Below are 14,778 nucleotides of genomic sequence, written 5' to 3'. Positions count from 1 at the left end.
CTAACTTTTTATAAGAGGTAAAGTAATAATAAATTTTGTTCCTACATTTCCGGGGCCCATTTCAGCACGGATCGTACCTTTATGGTCCTCGATAATCTTACGGACGTAAGCCAGTCCCAAACCGAAACCTTTTACGTCGTGTACATTCCCTGTCGGTACGCGGAAGAAGCGGTCGAATACTTTCTTAAGGTATTCTTTCTTGATTCCTATACCATTGTCTTCAACGGAGATCAGCAACTTTCCGTTGTTGTCGTTCCAGGTTCTTACCATCAATGTAAGCGGCACTTCCGGACGGCGGTATTTCACTGCGTTGTCCATCAGGTTAAACAATACATTGGTGATATGCATTTCATCTACGTAGATGGACGAATCGGTTGCCTGCAAGTCAATGTCGAGTGAGCCATCATACTTTTCTACTTTCAGGACGAAGGTGTTCGCTACGCTGATCACCAGGTCGTTTGCATCTACTTCTTTCAGTTTGAATGCTGCTTTCTGCCGTTCGAACAACGACATTTGAAGCACTTTTTCAACCAGGAAGCCTAATCGCTTCGTTTCATCATTTATCACGCCTGATATATGTTTGAATACATCGGGGCTTTTCGTTATATCCGAGTCTTTCAACATCTGTGCTGCCAGCGAGATAGTGGAAACCGGAGTTTTCAGCTCGTGCGTCATATTGTTGATAAAGTCGTTCTTCATTTCTGACAGTCTCTTCTGGCGGAATACAATATATATGGTAAAGATAAATGTTACCAACAGTATCAGCGAGAAAAGAACAGACGGTACAATAAATGTTACAGAACTTGAAATATAGTCACCTTTTGTAGGGAAGTATACTTTCAGATAATTCAGCTTTGAGGGAGGATCGTTCGGGAACAATACGTACGTAATTATATCAGACGCAATAGGTTCCTTCTTTATTTCCCCACTCTGGTACACGGTTTTCCCGTCTTTGTTTATAACAAAAAATATGAACGGCAGGTTCAAACCATTGTTAATAAATTCTGATTTTAAGTAATTGTTCAACTTCTTAAAATCGACACGCTCCTGAATCGGTTTAAGGTTTGCCGTATTTAATATATTCACCAAAACTTCCTGCATCAAAGCATTCTGATATTTAAGACGGCGCATAAGCGTTTTTTGCAGATCCTGGGAAGTACTGATAATATTATTGGACGTTTGTTTTTTGTCCAGCGATGACAGCGGTTCGAATTTCTGACTGAAACTGTGTAGCTGATCTATTTGCAGTATATTACCGTTGGCGTCCTTTATTTGTAATTTCTGCTGGGTGATTGTCTGAGCAATCTCTTGGGGATCCTGGTTATTTTGCAGATAATAACTCTCGTCACGCTTAAGATCTTCTTCCAGATATCTCTGCGTTTCATCCAACTCCAGGTTTTTTGAGACCTGGTGCAGGCTTCTTTTGACTGTTTCATTGAATTGCTCGCTGCTTTTTTTGAGTATGATGCTCACGTACTTAACCTGTAGGAAAAGCAAACCAGCAAAAGCAAATGCCATCACAACTGCGAGTAACCAAATCGTAGATTTCCTCATTCTAAATACTTTCTCTTTTTAACAGAACAAATAACGCTCATTTTAGTTTAATATTTACACAAAAAAGGTAAAAATAGCAGGTTGTTTGTATTAAAAAAAGTTTATCGGGTGATCCCGTTTTCTTCTTATTGGCTTTTAAAACAACCGTTTATGCTAATTAACATCTGTCTGTGTATATATCTGCATCTTCATTCCTGTTTATAAAAACATAATTATTGATTATTTTGTTTCAACTTATGCAAAAAATATGAATTTAGATGGAAGAATTCGCATCTCCATATTCATGCATACGGGATAGATAATATAATGTATAACGGATACAGATACCCTTTTATTTTATGCGGCAGTAAAGAACATATGGCCTAAGTACTTGAAACTTCTTAAAAACTTTTGCCGAATGCATTCAAATTTAATTATTAGCTATATCTTTGCTGCTGACAAGAGTTATGCAAGATGGCACAAGAAGGTATTACACAAATTGATGTAAAACAGGTATTACAACAGAAAGCGCCCTCCGTGGCCGGTAAAATACCCGGTTTTATTGTCAATTATCTGATCCGTACCATTCATCAGGACGAACTGAATGATATCCTAACCCGTTATCATGATAAGGATGGGGTTGATTTTATGCAGGAACTGATCGGTTATTTTGACCTGACCCTGGAACTGGTGAACGAAGAGAACATCCCGGCGGAAGGCCGCTATATTTTTGCTTCCAACCATCCGTTGGGAGGGCTTGACGGTATCTGTCTCTCGGCAGTGATCGGACAGCATTATGACGGAAAGATCCGTTACCTGGTCAATGACCTGCTTCTCTACTTGTCAAATCTAAGGTCCATCTTTGTCCCTATCAACAAACATGGTGCGCAGGGTAAAAACAATGCACGGCTGATCGACGAGGCTTATGCTTCCGAAAATCAGATCGTGACGTTCCCCGCAGGACTTTGTTCGCGTAAGATAAACGGACAGATACAGGATACCGACTGGAAGAAATCGTTTATCCAGAAGGCAGTCGAACATCAGCGGGATGTCGTTCCAGTATATTTCGAAGGAAGAAACTCTAATTTCTTCTACCGGTTGGCAAATCTGCGCAAGAGGTTGGGTATAAAGATGAACTATGAAATGATTTATTTGCCGGATGAGATGTTCCGGTCTAAGCATAAAACGTTCCGTATCCATTTTGGCAAGCCTGTCCCGTGGCAGACTTTCGATAGCAGCAAGAAGCCGGTCGAATGGGCTGAGTGGGTGAAGGGGCTTGCTTATAATCTCAGGAAAACATAGACTCTATAATATATGCAAGACATTATTAAGCCGATTGATCGTGCTCTTCTGAAGTCGGAGTTGACGAAAGAAAAGAAACTTCGCAGCACGAATAAGTCAAACAATGAAATATATATTGTTACAGCCCACGACGCTCCCCACGTGATGCAGGAGATCGGGCGTCTGCGGGAAATCGCATTTCGTTACTATGGTGGGGGAACGGGGTTCCCGGTAGATATCGACGAGTTCGATACGATGGAGGACGCTTATCGGCAGTTGATTGTCTGGAGTCCGGAAGATGAGCAGATCCTGGGTGGTTATCGTTTCTTGTGCGGTTCGGATGTCAAGTTCGATGAGAACGGGAAGCCGATGCTGGCTACTTCGCATCTGTTCAATTTTTCGGAAAAGTTTAATAAAGAGTTCCTTCCTTATACGGTCGAGTTGGGCCGTTCTTTCGTTACCCTGGAATATCAGTCTACACGTGCCGGCGCAAAAGGATTGTTTGTGTTGGATAATTTGTGGGATGGATTGGGAGCCTTATCGGTAGTCGATCCGAGTTTGCAATATTATTTCGGGAAGGTGACGATGTATAATACGTATAATACGGAAGCACGTAATATGATTCTTTATTTTCTGGGGATGCACTTTCCGGATGCGGATAAACTGGTGATTCCGGTATATCCGTTAGAGACAGATACGGATATCGAGAAGATGAAGGAGTTGTTCCGTTATGATAACTTCAAGGACAATTATAAGGTGTTGAATCAGGAAGTACGTAAATTCGGTATCAATGTGCCGCCGCTGGTGAATGCCTATATGAGCCTTTCACCGAAGATGCGCGTGTTCGGGACGGCCATCAACCATGAATTTGGGGATGTGGAAGAGACCGGTATCCTGATTGCGATCAATGAGATCCTGGAAGACAAGAAAAAGCGTCATATAGAAACTTATCTGAAAGAGGAAGGCCAGACGGCTGACCTGATAAGAAAAGCGGAATAACCTAGGGATGATTTCTGTTCACGAGGGCCTCATAAATGTTTTTGACGCCCTCGTGAATATTTATGAGGACGTCAAAAACAGTCTTTATACTATTATAGTCTGACAGAAGACACGTTATCCGTGTTCCATAAACAGGCACATCTATTATTGGCACTAACCCAATTTTTCCTGTTCCTTTTGTTTTCTCCACTCCTCAGCTACTTCGACCAGGCTTTCATACCATTTCTCGCCGAACTTGCGGATAAGCGGTTCTTTTAGGAACTTATATAAGGGTAGTTTCTCTTTTTGTCCTAATATTTCTGCCGCTTTACATATTTTCCAGCGGTCGTAGTTGACAGCCCGGAAATCTTTGTATTGGGTTACACGGACAGGATAGAGATGGCAGGATACCGGCTTGTAAAAGGACAGTTTCCCTTCACGATAGGCTTTCTCGATAGCACATTTACAAGTACCGTCGCTGTCATAACAGGTAAATACACAATCTTTGTTGTTAACGATGGAGGTGACGATATCACCTTCGCAGTCGATATAGGCTACGCCTTGTTTGTTGATAATTGCTTGGGCTTCGGGTGACAGGTCGTTCCATACGACCGGAAGCGCTTTCTCCAGTTTGGCAATCTCGCTTTTCTCCAGCGGGGCACCGGAATCACCTTCCACACAGCAGATACCTTTGCACTGGGCAAGGTCGCAGATGAAATTTGCCTCGATCAGGTCCAGGCTGACCAGAGTGTCGTCTATTTGGATCATTTTGTTATCAGGGAGAGGTAATAAATACCCCTCTTCAGGGAGGACATGAGGGTTTGTTGTTAAAGTTTACACACCCTCTGCCCCCTCTCAAGAGGGGAAAAGTTACTATTGGTTACAATACTTATTTGATCAATGATTTTCCTGTCATTTCTTTCGGTTGCTTCAGACCCATGATATGAAGGATTGAAGGAGCAACGTCTGCCAGGATACCGTCTTCTACTTTAGCGTCTTTGTTTTCTGTTACATAAACGAATGGAACAGGATTCAAAGAGTGAGCAGTGTTGGGTGTGTCGTCTTCGTTCAAAGCATGGTCGGCATTACCGTGGTCGGCAATGATGATTACTTCGTAACCATTAGCTTTGGCTGCTTCGACTGTGTCGTTCAGGCAAGCGTCGATAGTAACAACAGCTTTTTCGATGGCAGAATAGATACCGGTGTGGCCTACCATGTCGCCATTCGCATAGTTACAAACGATATAGTCATATTTCTTTGTGTAGATGGCTTCAACCAGTTTGTCCTTTACTTCGAAAGCACTCATTTCCGGTTTCAGGTCGTAAGTGGCCACTTTCGGAGACGGAACCAAGATACGGTCTTCACCTTCGAACGGAGTTTCGCGTCCGCCGTTGAAGAAGAAAGTAACGTGTGCATATTTTTCTGTTTCAGCGATGTGCAGCTGTGTTTTGCCGACTGATGCCAGGAATTCGCCCAGTGTATTTTCTACATTGTCTTTGTCGAACAGGATATGAACACCTTTGAAACTTGCATCGTACGGAGTCATACAGAAATACTGCAAGTTCGGAATAGTCTTCATTCCGGCTTCCGGCATATCCTGCTGAGTCAGGACGATTGTCAGTTCTTTGGCACGGTCGTTACGGTAGTTGAAGAAGATCACAACGTCTCCTTCTTCGATAGTCGCTACCGGCTTACCGTTTTCTACGTGTACGATCGGTTTGATAAATTCGTCTGTTACACCTTCTGCGTATGACTCTTCCATTGCTTGAACCATATCTTCGTAAGGTTTACCCGTGCCGTTCACGATCAGGTCGTAAGCCTCTTTTACGCGTTCCCAACGTTTGTCACGGTCCATTGCATAGTAACGGCCGATGATGGAAGCGATCTTTCCGCCTGTTGTTTGCAGGTGGTTTTCCAGCTGTTCGATAAAGCCTTTACCACTTCTCGGGTCCGTGTCGCGACCGTCCATAAAGCAATGAACATATGCTTTGTCGATTCCGTATTCTTTGGCGATGTCGGCCAGTTTGAACAGGTGTTCCAATGAGCTGTGTACACCACCGTCGGAAACCAGTCCCATGAAATGGATCTGTTTGCCGTTTTCTTTGGCGTAGCTGTAAGCACGTTTGATCTCCGGGTTATCGAGGATTGTGTTCTGGCGGCATGCGATATTGATCTTCACCAGATCCTGGTAAACGATGCGGCCGGCACCGATATTAAGGTGGCCAACTTCCGAGTTACCCATCTGTCCGTCAGGTAAACCAACGTTTTCGCCGGAAGCCTGCAACTGAGAGTTTGGGTATGTTTTCAACAGTTCGTCCCAGTAAGGAGTGGGAGTGTTGTAGATTACATCATCTTTACCACGGTCGCCGATTCCCCAGCCATCGCAGATTAGTAAAAGTGCTTTCTTGCTCATGATTGCCTTGTTTATATTGTTTATACTTATTAAATATCTAATACCGGGCGCAAAGATAAGCATTTCTGATGTAATATTATTTGCCTTTAAAGTATTACTTTTGCAGGTAGATATGGAAAAGAAGATATACGACAACGATCTGGGAACCATCCTTCTCCGTACTGCCCCGCGAGCTACCCGTTATACGCTGAAAATATCAAAGGGAATGATCACCGCCACTATGCCGGTCGGGGGTGATGAGGGGAGAATGTTGTCCTTTATTGAAGAGAACCGGCAAAAACTTCTGAACGCTCTGAAAAAGCATCCGGCACGTCCGTTGCTGAATGAAACTGCCAGATTGGAAACAACTACTTTCCTGCTACATATTTTCCGGACGGAACGTGCCAATTTTTATATGAAATTGGATAACAGTATCCTACATATCGCCTGCCCGCTGGAAACCCGGTTCGAATCGGACGAGGTTCAGCTCATATTGAAAGGTTTTCTGGAGAAGGCATTGCGGCATGAGGCAAAACGTCTGTTGCCGGACCGTCTGAAGACGTTGGCAGACCGGTATAAATTTACCTTCACGGGCGTACGGATCATGAACAGCAAGACCTGTTGGGGAAGTTGCAGCACGCGTAAAAGTATCAATCTCTCCCTTTCGCTCATGTTGCTACCCTGGCATCTGATCGATTACGTCCTGCTTCACGAACTTTGCCATACGGTAGAGATGAACCACAGCGACCGTTTCTGGAAACTCCTGAATGAGATAACGGAAAACAGGGCGTTAATGCTCCGTCAGGAGTTGAAGAAATACTCTATACTGTAACACCTTCCTCCTTCGCCCGGCACACAGGCTCTGTTCCGTTCGAAGTGCAAGGCATGCTCCGCCTGATGTATAGGGTGCGTTCAACGTAGGACGCATCGTGCGCGCTACCTATGACGCACCGTGCGTTCTACCTATGACGCAGAGTGCGTGCTACCTAGACCGCGCCTCATGCATCGGGCGGAGCATGCCTTGCACTTCGAGCGGATCACGCCCTATGCATCGGGAGACACCGGTGTTGTATTGCGTTTACTGTGCCAGTGAGAACCGTAATGCAACACCGTAGTTGGAGTTGGATGTCGGATAAGATGCATTTGAGATCAGCGGCTCATTGATCTGCAAGTCGTAGAAAGCACGCAGTGTCAGCGCACGGCTCAATCCGTAATCGGCAGAGAACTGGATCGTTTTGGCAATATTACCGCTGGTGGCCTGTGTGAAGCTATCCTCGATCTTACGGATCAACGACTGCATCTTGTTGTATGAGAAGTCCAGACGCACGGTCAGGTCATTACTGAAATCACGCGTTTTCTTCATCTTCAATATCTTGTTGAACTCGGCGAACTTATATCCCAGTCCGATGGTGTACTTATTCGAAAGTGCTTCCACAATCTGGTAAGACGAGATATTCAGGTTCAGATTACGCGTAGTCGTGTAATCGGCACGGATCGTGATATTGTTCAACATGGTCGCATCCACTCCCAGCAACGGGCTGAAACTCTCCGTCAGACTGACGGAAGAGATGGAGTAAGGTGAAGACGGGGTAGGAGCTTCGGAAGCATTCTGTGTAAATCCGAGGTTATCACCCAGTCCGGCATCCACCCAGGTCGAATAGGTTTCGTAGGCACCGACATTGTAAGTACAGCGATACTGATGGGTCAGCATGACCGACTTGAAATGTTTCTTTATGGTCGGAATGCGGATCAGTCCGTCGTAGGTGATACGCCAGTTCGGCAGCATGCTGCGGATGGCCGGGAACGGGGAGGATGAAATCTTATTAGGATCTTTCCCTGTATAAGCGGCCAGGAAGGCCGGGATCAGTACATCGGCCGAGTTATGGCTGACTCCGCCGCCATGTTCTTTATTATATTCTTTACCTCCGTATTGAGACTGTCCCAGGAAACCGGAATCGGATAGGTTGTTCCTGTATAGCGGCTTTCAAGGCGGTTCGCAATAGTCTCACGGTATTCGATGAACTTATTGAATGTTTCCGATGCATAATTATTACTTGCATTGCCGACGCCTTTGAAGAAACTACCCAATGCGACAGTCGTCATCGTAAAGTTACCTCCGGCCAGTTCCGGCATACCGGGATACATATATTGTATATCGGTGTTGCGGGTATCGACGCGGTTGGCATTCAGGTCGATCTTCAGTCCGGTGATAGGCTCCAGGTTCGCCCGGATATTCAGGTTTTTGGCACTGCTCATGACGGCCGGGTTGACATTGCTGGTGTTTTCAACCAGCCAGCCGCGGTCTTTGGCATCGTAGAGGAAGTCACGGTTCACGGCTCCGAAAGCAAAGCCAAGTCCCGGTGTCAGGCCGAAAGGCGAGCGTCCCTGTCCGAAGATATCACCGATCATCGGGGAGAATCCCGGAACCGACATACCGTCGGTCGTCGCATACTGGATATTGATACGGCGTATCATCATCAGGAAGCGGCTGCCATATTCTGCCGTTTTGTACAAGAAGTCTTCTGTCGCTTTCGGACCCGGCTTGATAGTCAGTTTCAAATGGGCCGTATCCTGGTTCAGGATCATTACCTGTGCAAAGTTGATCGGTTTGTATTTGATGGCATAGACTTTGCCGTCGGCTCCGCGGGCGGTGATGCGCACCTTCTTGGTGAACATACCGTGCTGTACGACTGTTCCGCTGTCCATATTCAGTTGGATATCTCTTTCCAGTTTGATCTCTTTCTGTTCTTTCTTTTTGGTCGTGGTACGGGTGGCCGAGAACTTCTGGTTCACTTTCTTCAGGAACTTGTTCTTGTTGTAAAGCGATTGCAAGTTCAGGCTACCCTGCCAGTCGATCTGGCGCTGGTTGGTAATCGTGTTACCGAGCTCATATTCGGTGTCGGTAATGGCTCCGCGGTCCCAGTTGTACTGTGCGTTATAAGTGATGGAACTGTTTACCCAATCCAATACCGGGATATACTGCAACGGCATATTCCAGGTCACGTTGAATGTCTGGTCGTATTTCAAAGGCGTACCCAGATCGGCGATACTTTGTTTTACGGAATCTTTCCAGATCTGATACTTATCAGGGGCGAGTTCTTTGTTCACCTGTACATACGGCTCTTCGATCCGGGCATTTGTTCCGGAGGTAAAGGTCATGTTCAGGCTGTTCGTGAAGTCCCAACGCAGGCTGAAAGCACGGTCCCAGTAGAACTCAGAGCTGAAGGTCACTTCAGGTTTGTAGCCGGTGTTTTCGAGATCGCGCAGCTGCATTTCGTTATAGTTACGCATCATGGCTGTCTGGAAACTGATGTTCGACGGCAGGTAGTTCAGGCTGAACTGCTTGATGTAACGGGTGTAACCGTTGTTCTTCTTCAGCTTCTGGAACGGGCGGAACGGTTTCGCATACGGTGTGTAGTTGTAGGCGAAGTTACCGCGGTAATCCTTTGTCGTTTCATATTCCGTTTCCGGATTCTGCGTTTTCGTCTGGCTGAATGAATAGCCGATCGAGAAGTTTGCCGGGTCGTAAGGCATCGGGGTCTTACTGCGGATATCCGCTCTTACGTTATTGAATGAGATACTCTTGATGACGGTCTGGTCGACAGCCATACTCTTGATAGAGTCTTTTTCGGCTTTCGTGTCGACAGCGTCCAGGGCGTCACTCAGTTTAATATCCTGATCGAGCGGGTTATATTTTGCTTTTGTCTGATCCTTGGAGTAGGCATAATACATCGGGATGCTGACCTTCGCTTTTTCCGGGAAGAATTTACCCCATTCGATGGTGGTAGCCACGTTGTATTGTGTGAAGTCGTCGATGCGGCGTTCTGCCAGTGACTGGTCGAGGGCACCGAAACCAGCTGTTTCGATACGTCCGCCCACATTGACTGTACCCAGGTCGGAGACTGCCACGTTCAGGTTGGCGTTGGCCGCCCAACCGCCTTCTTCGTTAAACTCGCTCAGACGGAGTTCGTTTATCCAGACTTCACCGCTTTTAACTACATTTTGTCGGTTACGGACACCGATCATGATCGTTTTCACTTCCGAGAGGCTCGGGTTACCTACGATGCTGATCGTGTTGCCATTCACCAGTTCCGAATAGACTGTGTTGAACGTAATGCCTTTTTCTCCCGCCCGTTTCTTTTTGTTTCGGTTTAGTTTGATAGTAGTCAACTCTTCGAGACTGAAGTCAAGCGTGTTTTGGGTTGGCCAGATAGACTCTGCGGTGTATGGTTCACCGTTTGGCTGAGTAACTTGCAACGGAACTTCATATTCATAGTAATTATTCTTATAGTCGGAACCTAAACGGATGAATACAGACAAATCGCCGTTGGCAAGCGATGTGTAATTATCTGCATCTTCAGGCAATGCTTCTGCGTGAGTAAACAGTTGTAGCCGTTTGTATTGACGCAGGTCGTAATATGTACTTTTGTAAACGGCACGTGCATCCTTGGCGGCCAGGTTGCTGACCTTCATGGATAATGCCTGTTCGTTCTGACGGGTCAGCTGGGGTTGGCTGGGGTCTGCTACACGGCTTACTCCCGGAGGTGTCATATAAGGAATAGGAGTCCGTCGGCTGTTTTCTTCTATATTTACAGAAGATACTTCAAGTGTGCCATTGAATAATGGCGGAACTTTCGGGTCGGACAGATCCTGCTCGTATGAACGCCATTCACCGCGTACCAGTTCGAATGTTCCGAAACGCAGTACGGTCGGTTTAGAGAATTGGGTCATATACATACGCATAAAGCGAATGCTCTTGAAGTCGCTGATGGCTCCGACAGTACGGTCGTATTGTTTAACTGGGATTTTGAACAGGTACCATTTGGCCGGATTGTTTCTGCTGTTGACGCTTGCGTTATCCCCGTTTGGTAAGCTGGGATAGGTTGTCTTCATATCCACGATGAAGTTCTTTCCTACTTTCAGGTCTTCCGGACGAACAGATACTTTGTATTCGAAATACTTTTCGTTCTTGTTCATGGTGTTATCCTGATTCAGGTCTTCCACATCCGGATTCTTGGAGGCGGACGTGTCGTAACGTTCTCCTGAAGTTCCGCTTTCGGCGGAGTTGCCTTCAGTACCATTGTAACGTTTGTAACGATCGAGGATACTAACTTCTTCGACATCCAGATTAGAGCCACGGAAATAACGGTATCTATCAGTTCCAGGGTTCCGTAAAGGCGAGAATTCATCCTGCATCATTGAATCAATTCTTGTCGGCGATAACTTTGTCATAAGTTTATCGATAAACTCCTTGTATGCCGGATAGTCCCGTTCTTCCTCTGCCGACAAACCGTTGAGTCCGACGTCCTGTCTTGCACGTGCGCCTGACGTATTGTCGAAGGCATAGACCGTGCTCTGCTGTTTCGGAACAAGTCCCCAGACGGTAGAATCGACCCTGCTTCTGTCACCGTCGATAGGTAATCCGTTTTCATAGAATTTCTTTCCGTCTTTCAGGACGTCTTCCGATATTTCACCCAGGTTGAAATACAGGTCACCGCCTTTAGCCGTAATACCTTCCTGTTCTTCATAAAGATAAGGGTCGAGCATCCAGAACTCGATGTATTCGATATTGGCCGTTTCGAAGTCGCTTTGGTCGATCTTACGCATGATACCGCCCCAGCGATTTTCCGGCTTTTGTAATGTTCCGTCAGGATTGACAAAGTCGGCATCCAGGTTGTACGGACCACGTTCATTCGGGTAATAAGCCAGGTTGAGCGCCTGGATCGTACTTGTTTCATTGTAACCCTGGTCTCTGTCCGGGAACAATTCGTCTACATAAATGGCGCGGACGTAATGGTTGGATAATTGTTCTTTATCATTACGGATATGCGTCGGAGCCTGACTGGAATTTTTACGGTTGAATAACCCGTCCACATAATACCATGCCAGCAGTGCACGGTTTTTACCATATTCTATATCGTTTGTTTTGCCTGCTTCAGGGAAAAGGGCATTAGCGCTATTATCCCAAGGCACGCTGGCGAGTTTCCACGGATACGGATTCAGCAGGTCGAAGCCGCTTTGGGTCGATTCGAAATCGTCCAGATAAGAGTAGCCTCCGCTATATTTGTTCTCATAATGGCCGGCTATCAGGTGGGCAAATTCTCCGGTGAATGCTATCTGGCTGGGTTTTGTCAGGTTCAGCAACGGCAGTTTGTCAAATGTGTTTGTCAGCCATTGGCTTTCCGATTTGTAGGCGATGTTGAATCCCCACAAGGTGTTTTTGATGGATTCGTCACCAAATACCGTTTTAGTAGTCAACGGCATTTCAGACATGTGCATAATGGTGGCCCCCAGCGAGAAGTCGGGATTGAACTGGTAGTTGAGGTCCAGTCCCATCATCGTTTTTCGCTGCATATTGTAGGCCGTCTGGTTTTCCAGCGAGACACTGACAGGAGTTCCGGCAGCAATGATACTTTCATTCAGGATAGTAACGGTTCCCGACGTATAATCGACCGTATAGTCCACATTTTCCGTTAGTGGGGCACCTGCTGCCGTTACGCGTACCGAACCGCGTGCCACGTTGCTGGCTCCCAATTGTATTTCGGATGCGGAAGAAGCCTTATATTCTCCCCGCATGATGAATTTGTTCTTTTCAGCGATCTGACGGGCGGCAGTTTGGGTCGTATCGTATAATTCCTGGAATACATATTTATCGGCAATTGCCGGACTGACAACTTTCTCCAGTTTCTCTTTCAAGCTGGAACCGAAAGGTTCGATGGTCGGGAAAATCACCCTACCGGTGGACGCCTGTACGGTGTATCCTTCCACAAAGTCGAAATATCCGTCCGGATGCGATTCGTTCTGGGCGTTCAGGCGGTCTGCTCCCATCAGGCGTATCCAGATTTGTCTGGACAACGTGTCGGTGCGTGCTTCCGGCAGATAGTTTATATAAGTACCGGTCGTATCGCTTTGGTACATGACATCCAGGCGGAACTTTTCTTTCTGGACAGAGTAAGCACCCAGGGAGTAGATATTCTTCATCATCAAATCCCAATACTTCATGGGGGGGGACATATTTGTGCCTCTCAGTAACTTCACATACAGACAGTTGCTGGGATTTGTCGGGTTGCTGTCGGAAAACTCGCCGACTCTTCCTGTCCGTTTTCCACTGGCATCGGAATATTCATATTCAAAGGCCACGGCCAGCATCTGTCCTTCCTGTAAACTCATATTCAAAGACAGGTATCCCAGTTGTTTGTCGTAGATATATTCGGAGTTCGGATCCAGCAAGCGGGCATTCTCTATGGCTTCGTATTCGGAACCTCCGGTGAATCCGGTTAATACGCTTTCTACATCGCTGATTTGACGGGCACCGGAATAGGTGGTGGTCATTTGGTTGTATAGGTCATTCGCATTATTGGCAGGATATGATCCGTCCTTAATCGGGAATGCACCGGGATTTGCCATATAGGCTGCATCGTTTTCACCGATGTCGGTAAAAGCAACGATGTTACGAGCCTGGTCGTAGTTGCCTCTTGTGTTGGTCACCCAAACTTCCAGTCGGGTAATATTCAGAGTTGCTTTTATCTGAGGCAATTGGCTGACAGCGTCGTTGTATCTGTTGCGGAAGTAGTGCGCCAGGAAGAAGTGACGGTTCGCATCATACTCGTCGATCTTCAGTTCAAAATCCTTGGTCTGTACGCCACCTTTGGAGTTTACCGTTTTTGATTCCGAGTTCTGCTGTGCGAACAACGCGTTCACCCTCAGTTTACCGAACTGAAGGTCTGCTTTCATACCGAACAGGGCAGCTCCGCCGTTGATCAGCGAGTTGCTTGTCGTCATCGACACGTTACCGGCTTCCAGTGATTTGATGATCTCATCCTCTTCGCCCGTATAAGCCAATTTCAGCTTTTTGGAATCGAAGTCGAAAGAGGTTTCCGTATTGTAGTTCATGTCGAAATTCACTTTCGAACCGACGGAGGCCTGTACATTCAACTGCACACTTTCGTCGAAGTTGAAAATGGTATTGCTACGGGCGCGTTCAGGGAGTGAAGGGTCTTTCGTGCTGTTCCGCTTCAAACCTAATGTGACTTCGGCCGACCCTTGTGTCTTTACACGTACACCTCCGGGACCGAATATACGTTCTGCCGCACCGATACCGAACTGCATATCTGCCAGGTTGAACTGCTTGTCTGCTTCCTTCTGAAACTCTTCTTCGTTTTTCTGGCGGTAGTAAGAACGGAGCGATTCCTGCATGCTGTATTTCTGATATTCTTCCGGACTCAGGTCGATCGGAGTGATCAGGTCTTTCTCCCCTAAACGGGAGCGGACAACATATCGTCCGGTCCTGATATCGTATTCAACGAAGGTTTTCACGTTTTCCGGATCGCGTAAATCTACCGAGGATTTTTTCAGGAGGTCTTTATAGGTTTCATCACCCTCCGGCACGGTTTTGGATACCGGATAGCGGGTTGCCGGGACAGTATCCTTCCCGTCGGGCATCTCGTCTTGTCCTTCAAGCAACTGGATATCCGGCAAGGACGCCGTATAAGTCAGGTAATTGGCATTCAGCGAGAGCATGCCGATCCCGAATAGCAGTATTGTAACCCAGATAAGATATTTAAGAGTCTTCTTTTTCATTTTAAACTGTCAAC

At 46.4% G+C, this 14,778-nt stretch carries 6 protein-coding genes and 1 pseudogene; 3 read left to right on the top strand and 4 right to left on the bottom strand.

Annotated features, from left to right (window positions below):
• Positions 1 to 1,554 (bottom strand): sensor histidine kinase KdpD, encoded by a 1,554-nt coding sequence (locus DXA15_RS02230; RefSeq protein ID WP_009859905.1) that lies wholly within the window; start codon positions 1,552 to 1,554, stop codon positions 1 to 3.
• A 453-nt stretch (positions 1,555 to 2,007) separates the two neighbouring features.
• Between DXA15_RS02230 and DXA15_RS02225 the strand changes: the two genes are divergently transcribed.
• Both DXA15_RS02225 and DXA15_RS02220 read left to right on the top strand, forming a co-directional pair.
• Positions 2,008 to 2,835, top strand: coding sequence for a 1-acyl-sn-glycerol-3-phosphate acyltransferase (locus DXA15_RS02225; RefSeq protein WP_128132979.1), 828 nt, complete (start codon positions 2,008 to 2,010; stop codon positions 2,833 to 2,835).
• A 12-nt stretch (positions 2,836 to 2,847) separates the two neighbouring features.
• Entirely contained in the window at positions 2,848 to 3,813 is a 966-nt protein-coding gene (locus tag DXA15_RS02220) for a GNAT family N-acetyltransferase (protein WP_128132978.1), read from the top strand.
• Positions 3,814 to 3,966: 153 nt separating this feature from the next.
• On the opposite strand, the gene DXA15_RS02215 is transcribed toward DXA15_RS02220, so the two are convergent.
• Together DXA15_RS02215 and gpmI are read right to left on the bottom strand one after the other, a co-directional pair.
• Complete coding sequence (locus DXA15_RS02215) at positions 3,967 to 4,560, bottom strand: DUF3109 family protein (protein ID WP_128132977.1); 594 nt, start codon at positions 4,558 to 4,560, stop codon at positions 3,967 to 3,969.
• A 121-nt stretch (positions 4,561 to 4,681) separates the two neighbouring features.
• Positions 4,682 to 6,205 carry a 2,3-bisphosphoglycerate-independent phosphoglycerate mutase gene (gene gpmI, locus DXA15_RS02210; RefSeq protein WP_128132976.1) on the bottom strand — a complete coding sequence of 508 codons (1,524 nt, stop codon included), beginning with the start codon at positions 6,203 to 6,205 and terminating at the stop codon, positions 4,682 to 4,684.
• Between the two features lie 112 nt (positions 6,206 to 6,317).
• Between gpmI and DXA15_RS02205 the strand changes: the two genes are divergently transcribed.
• Complete coding sequence (locus DXA15_RS02205) at positions 6,318 to 7,016, top strand: M48 family metallopeptidase (protein WP_128132975.1); 699 nt, start codon at positions 6,318 to 6,320, stop codon at positions 7,014 to 7,016.
• Between the two features lie 246 nt (positions 7,017 to 7,262).
• Here DXA15_RS02205 and sprA read toward each other — a convergent pair.
• Positions 7,263 to 14,764, bottom strand: a pseudogene (sprA, locus tag DXA15_RS02200) (cell surface protein SprA).
• Positions 14,765 to 14,778 lie beyond the last annotated feature (14 nt).

This window comes from Parabacteroides sp. AM58-2XD (assembly GCF_003463685.1).
GTDB classification, from domain to species: domain Bacteria; phylum Bacteroidota; class Bacteroidia; order Bacteroidales; family Tannerellaceae; genus Parabacteroides; species Parabacteroides segnis.
This window is presented reverse-complemented; position numbering and strand designations above follow the sequence as displayed.

Excerpts from the sequence above, each read along its gene's own strand:
- DXA15_RS02230 (WP_009859905.1), bottom strand. The coding sequence starts at position 1,554 with ATGAGGAAATCTACGATTTGGTTACTCGCAGTTGTGATGGCATTTGCT.
- DXA15_RS02225 (WP_128132979.1), top strand. The coding sequence starts at position 2,008 with ATGGCACAAGAAGGTATTACACAAATTGATGTAAAACAGGTATTACAA.
- DXA15_RS02220 (WP_128132978.1), top strand. The coding sequence starts at position 2,848 with ATGCAAGACATTATTAAGCCGATTGATCGTGCTCTTCTGAAGTCGGAG.
- DXA15_RS02215 (WP_128132977.1), bottom strand. The coding sequence starts at position 4,560 with ATGATCCAAATAGACGACACTCTGGTCAGCCTGGACCTGATCGAGGCA.
- gpmI (WP_128132976.1), bottom strand. The coding sequence starts at position 6,205 with ATGAGCAAGAAAGCACTTTTACTAATCTGCGATGGCTGGGGAATCGGC.
- DXA15_RS02205 (WP_128132975.1), top strand. The coding sequence starts at position 6,318 with ATGGAAAAGAAGATATACGACAACGATCTGGGAACCATCCTTCTCCGT.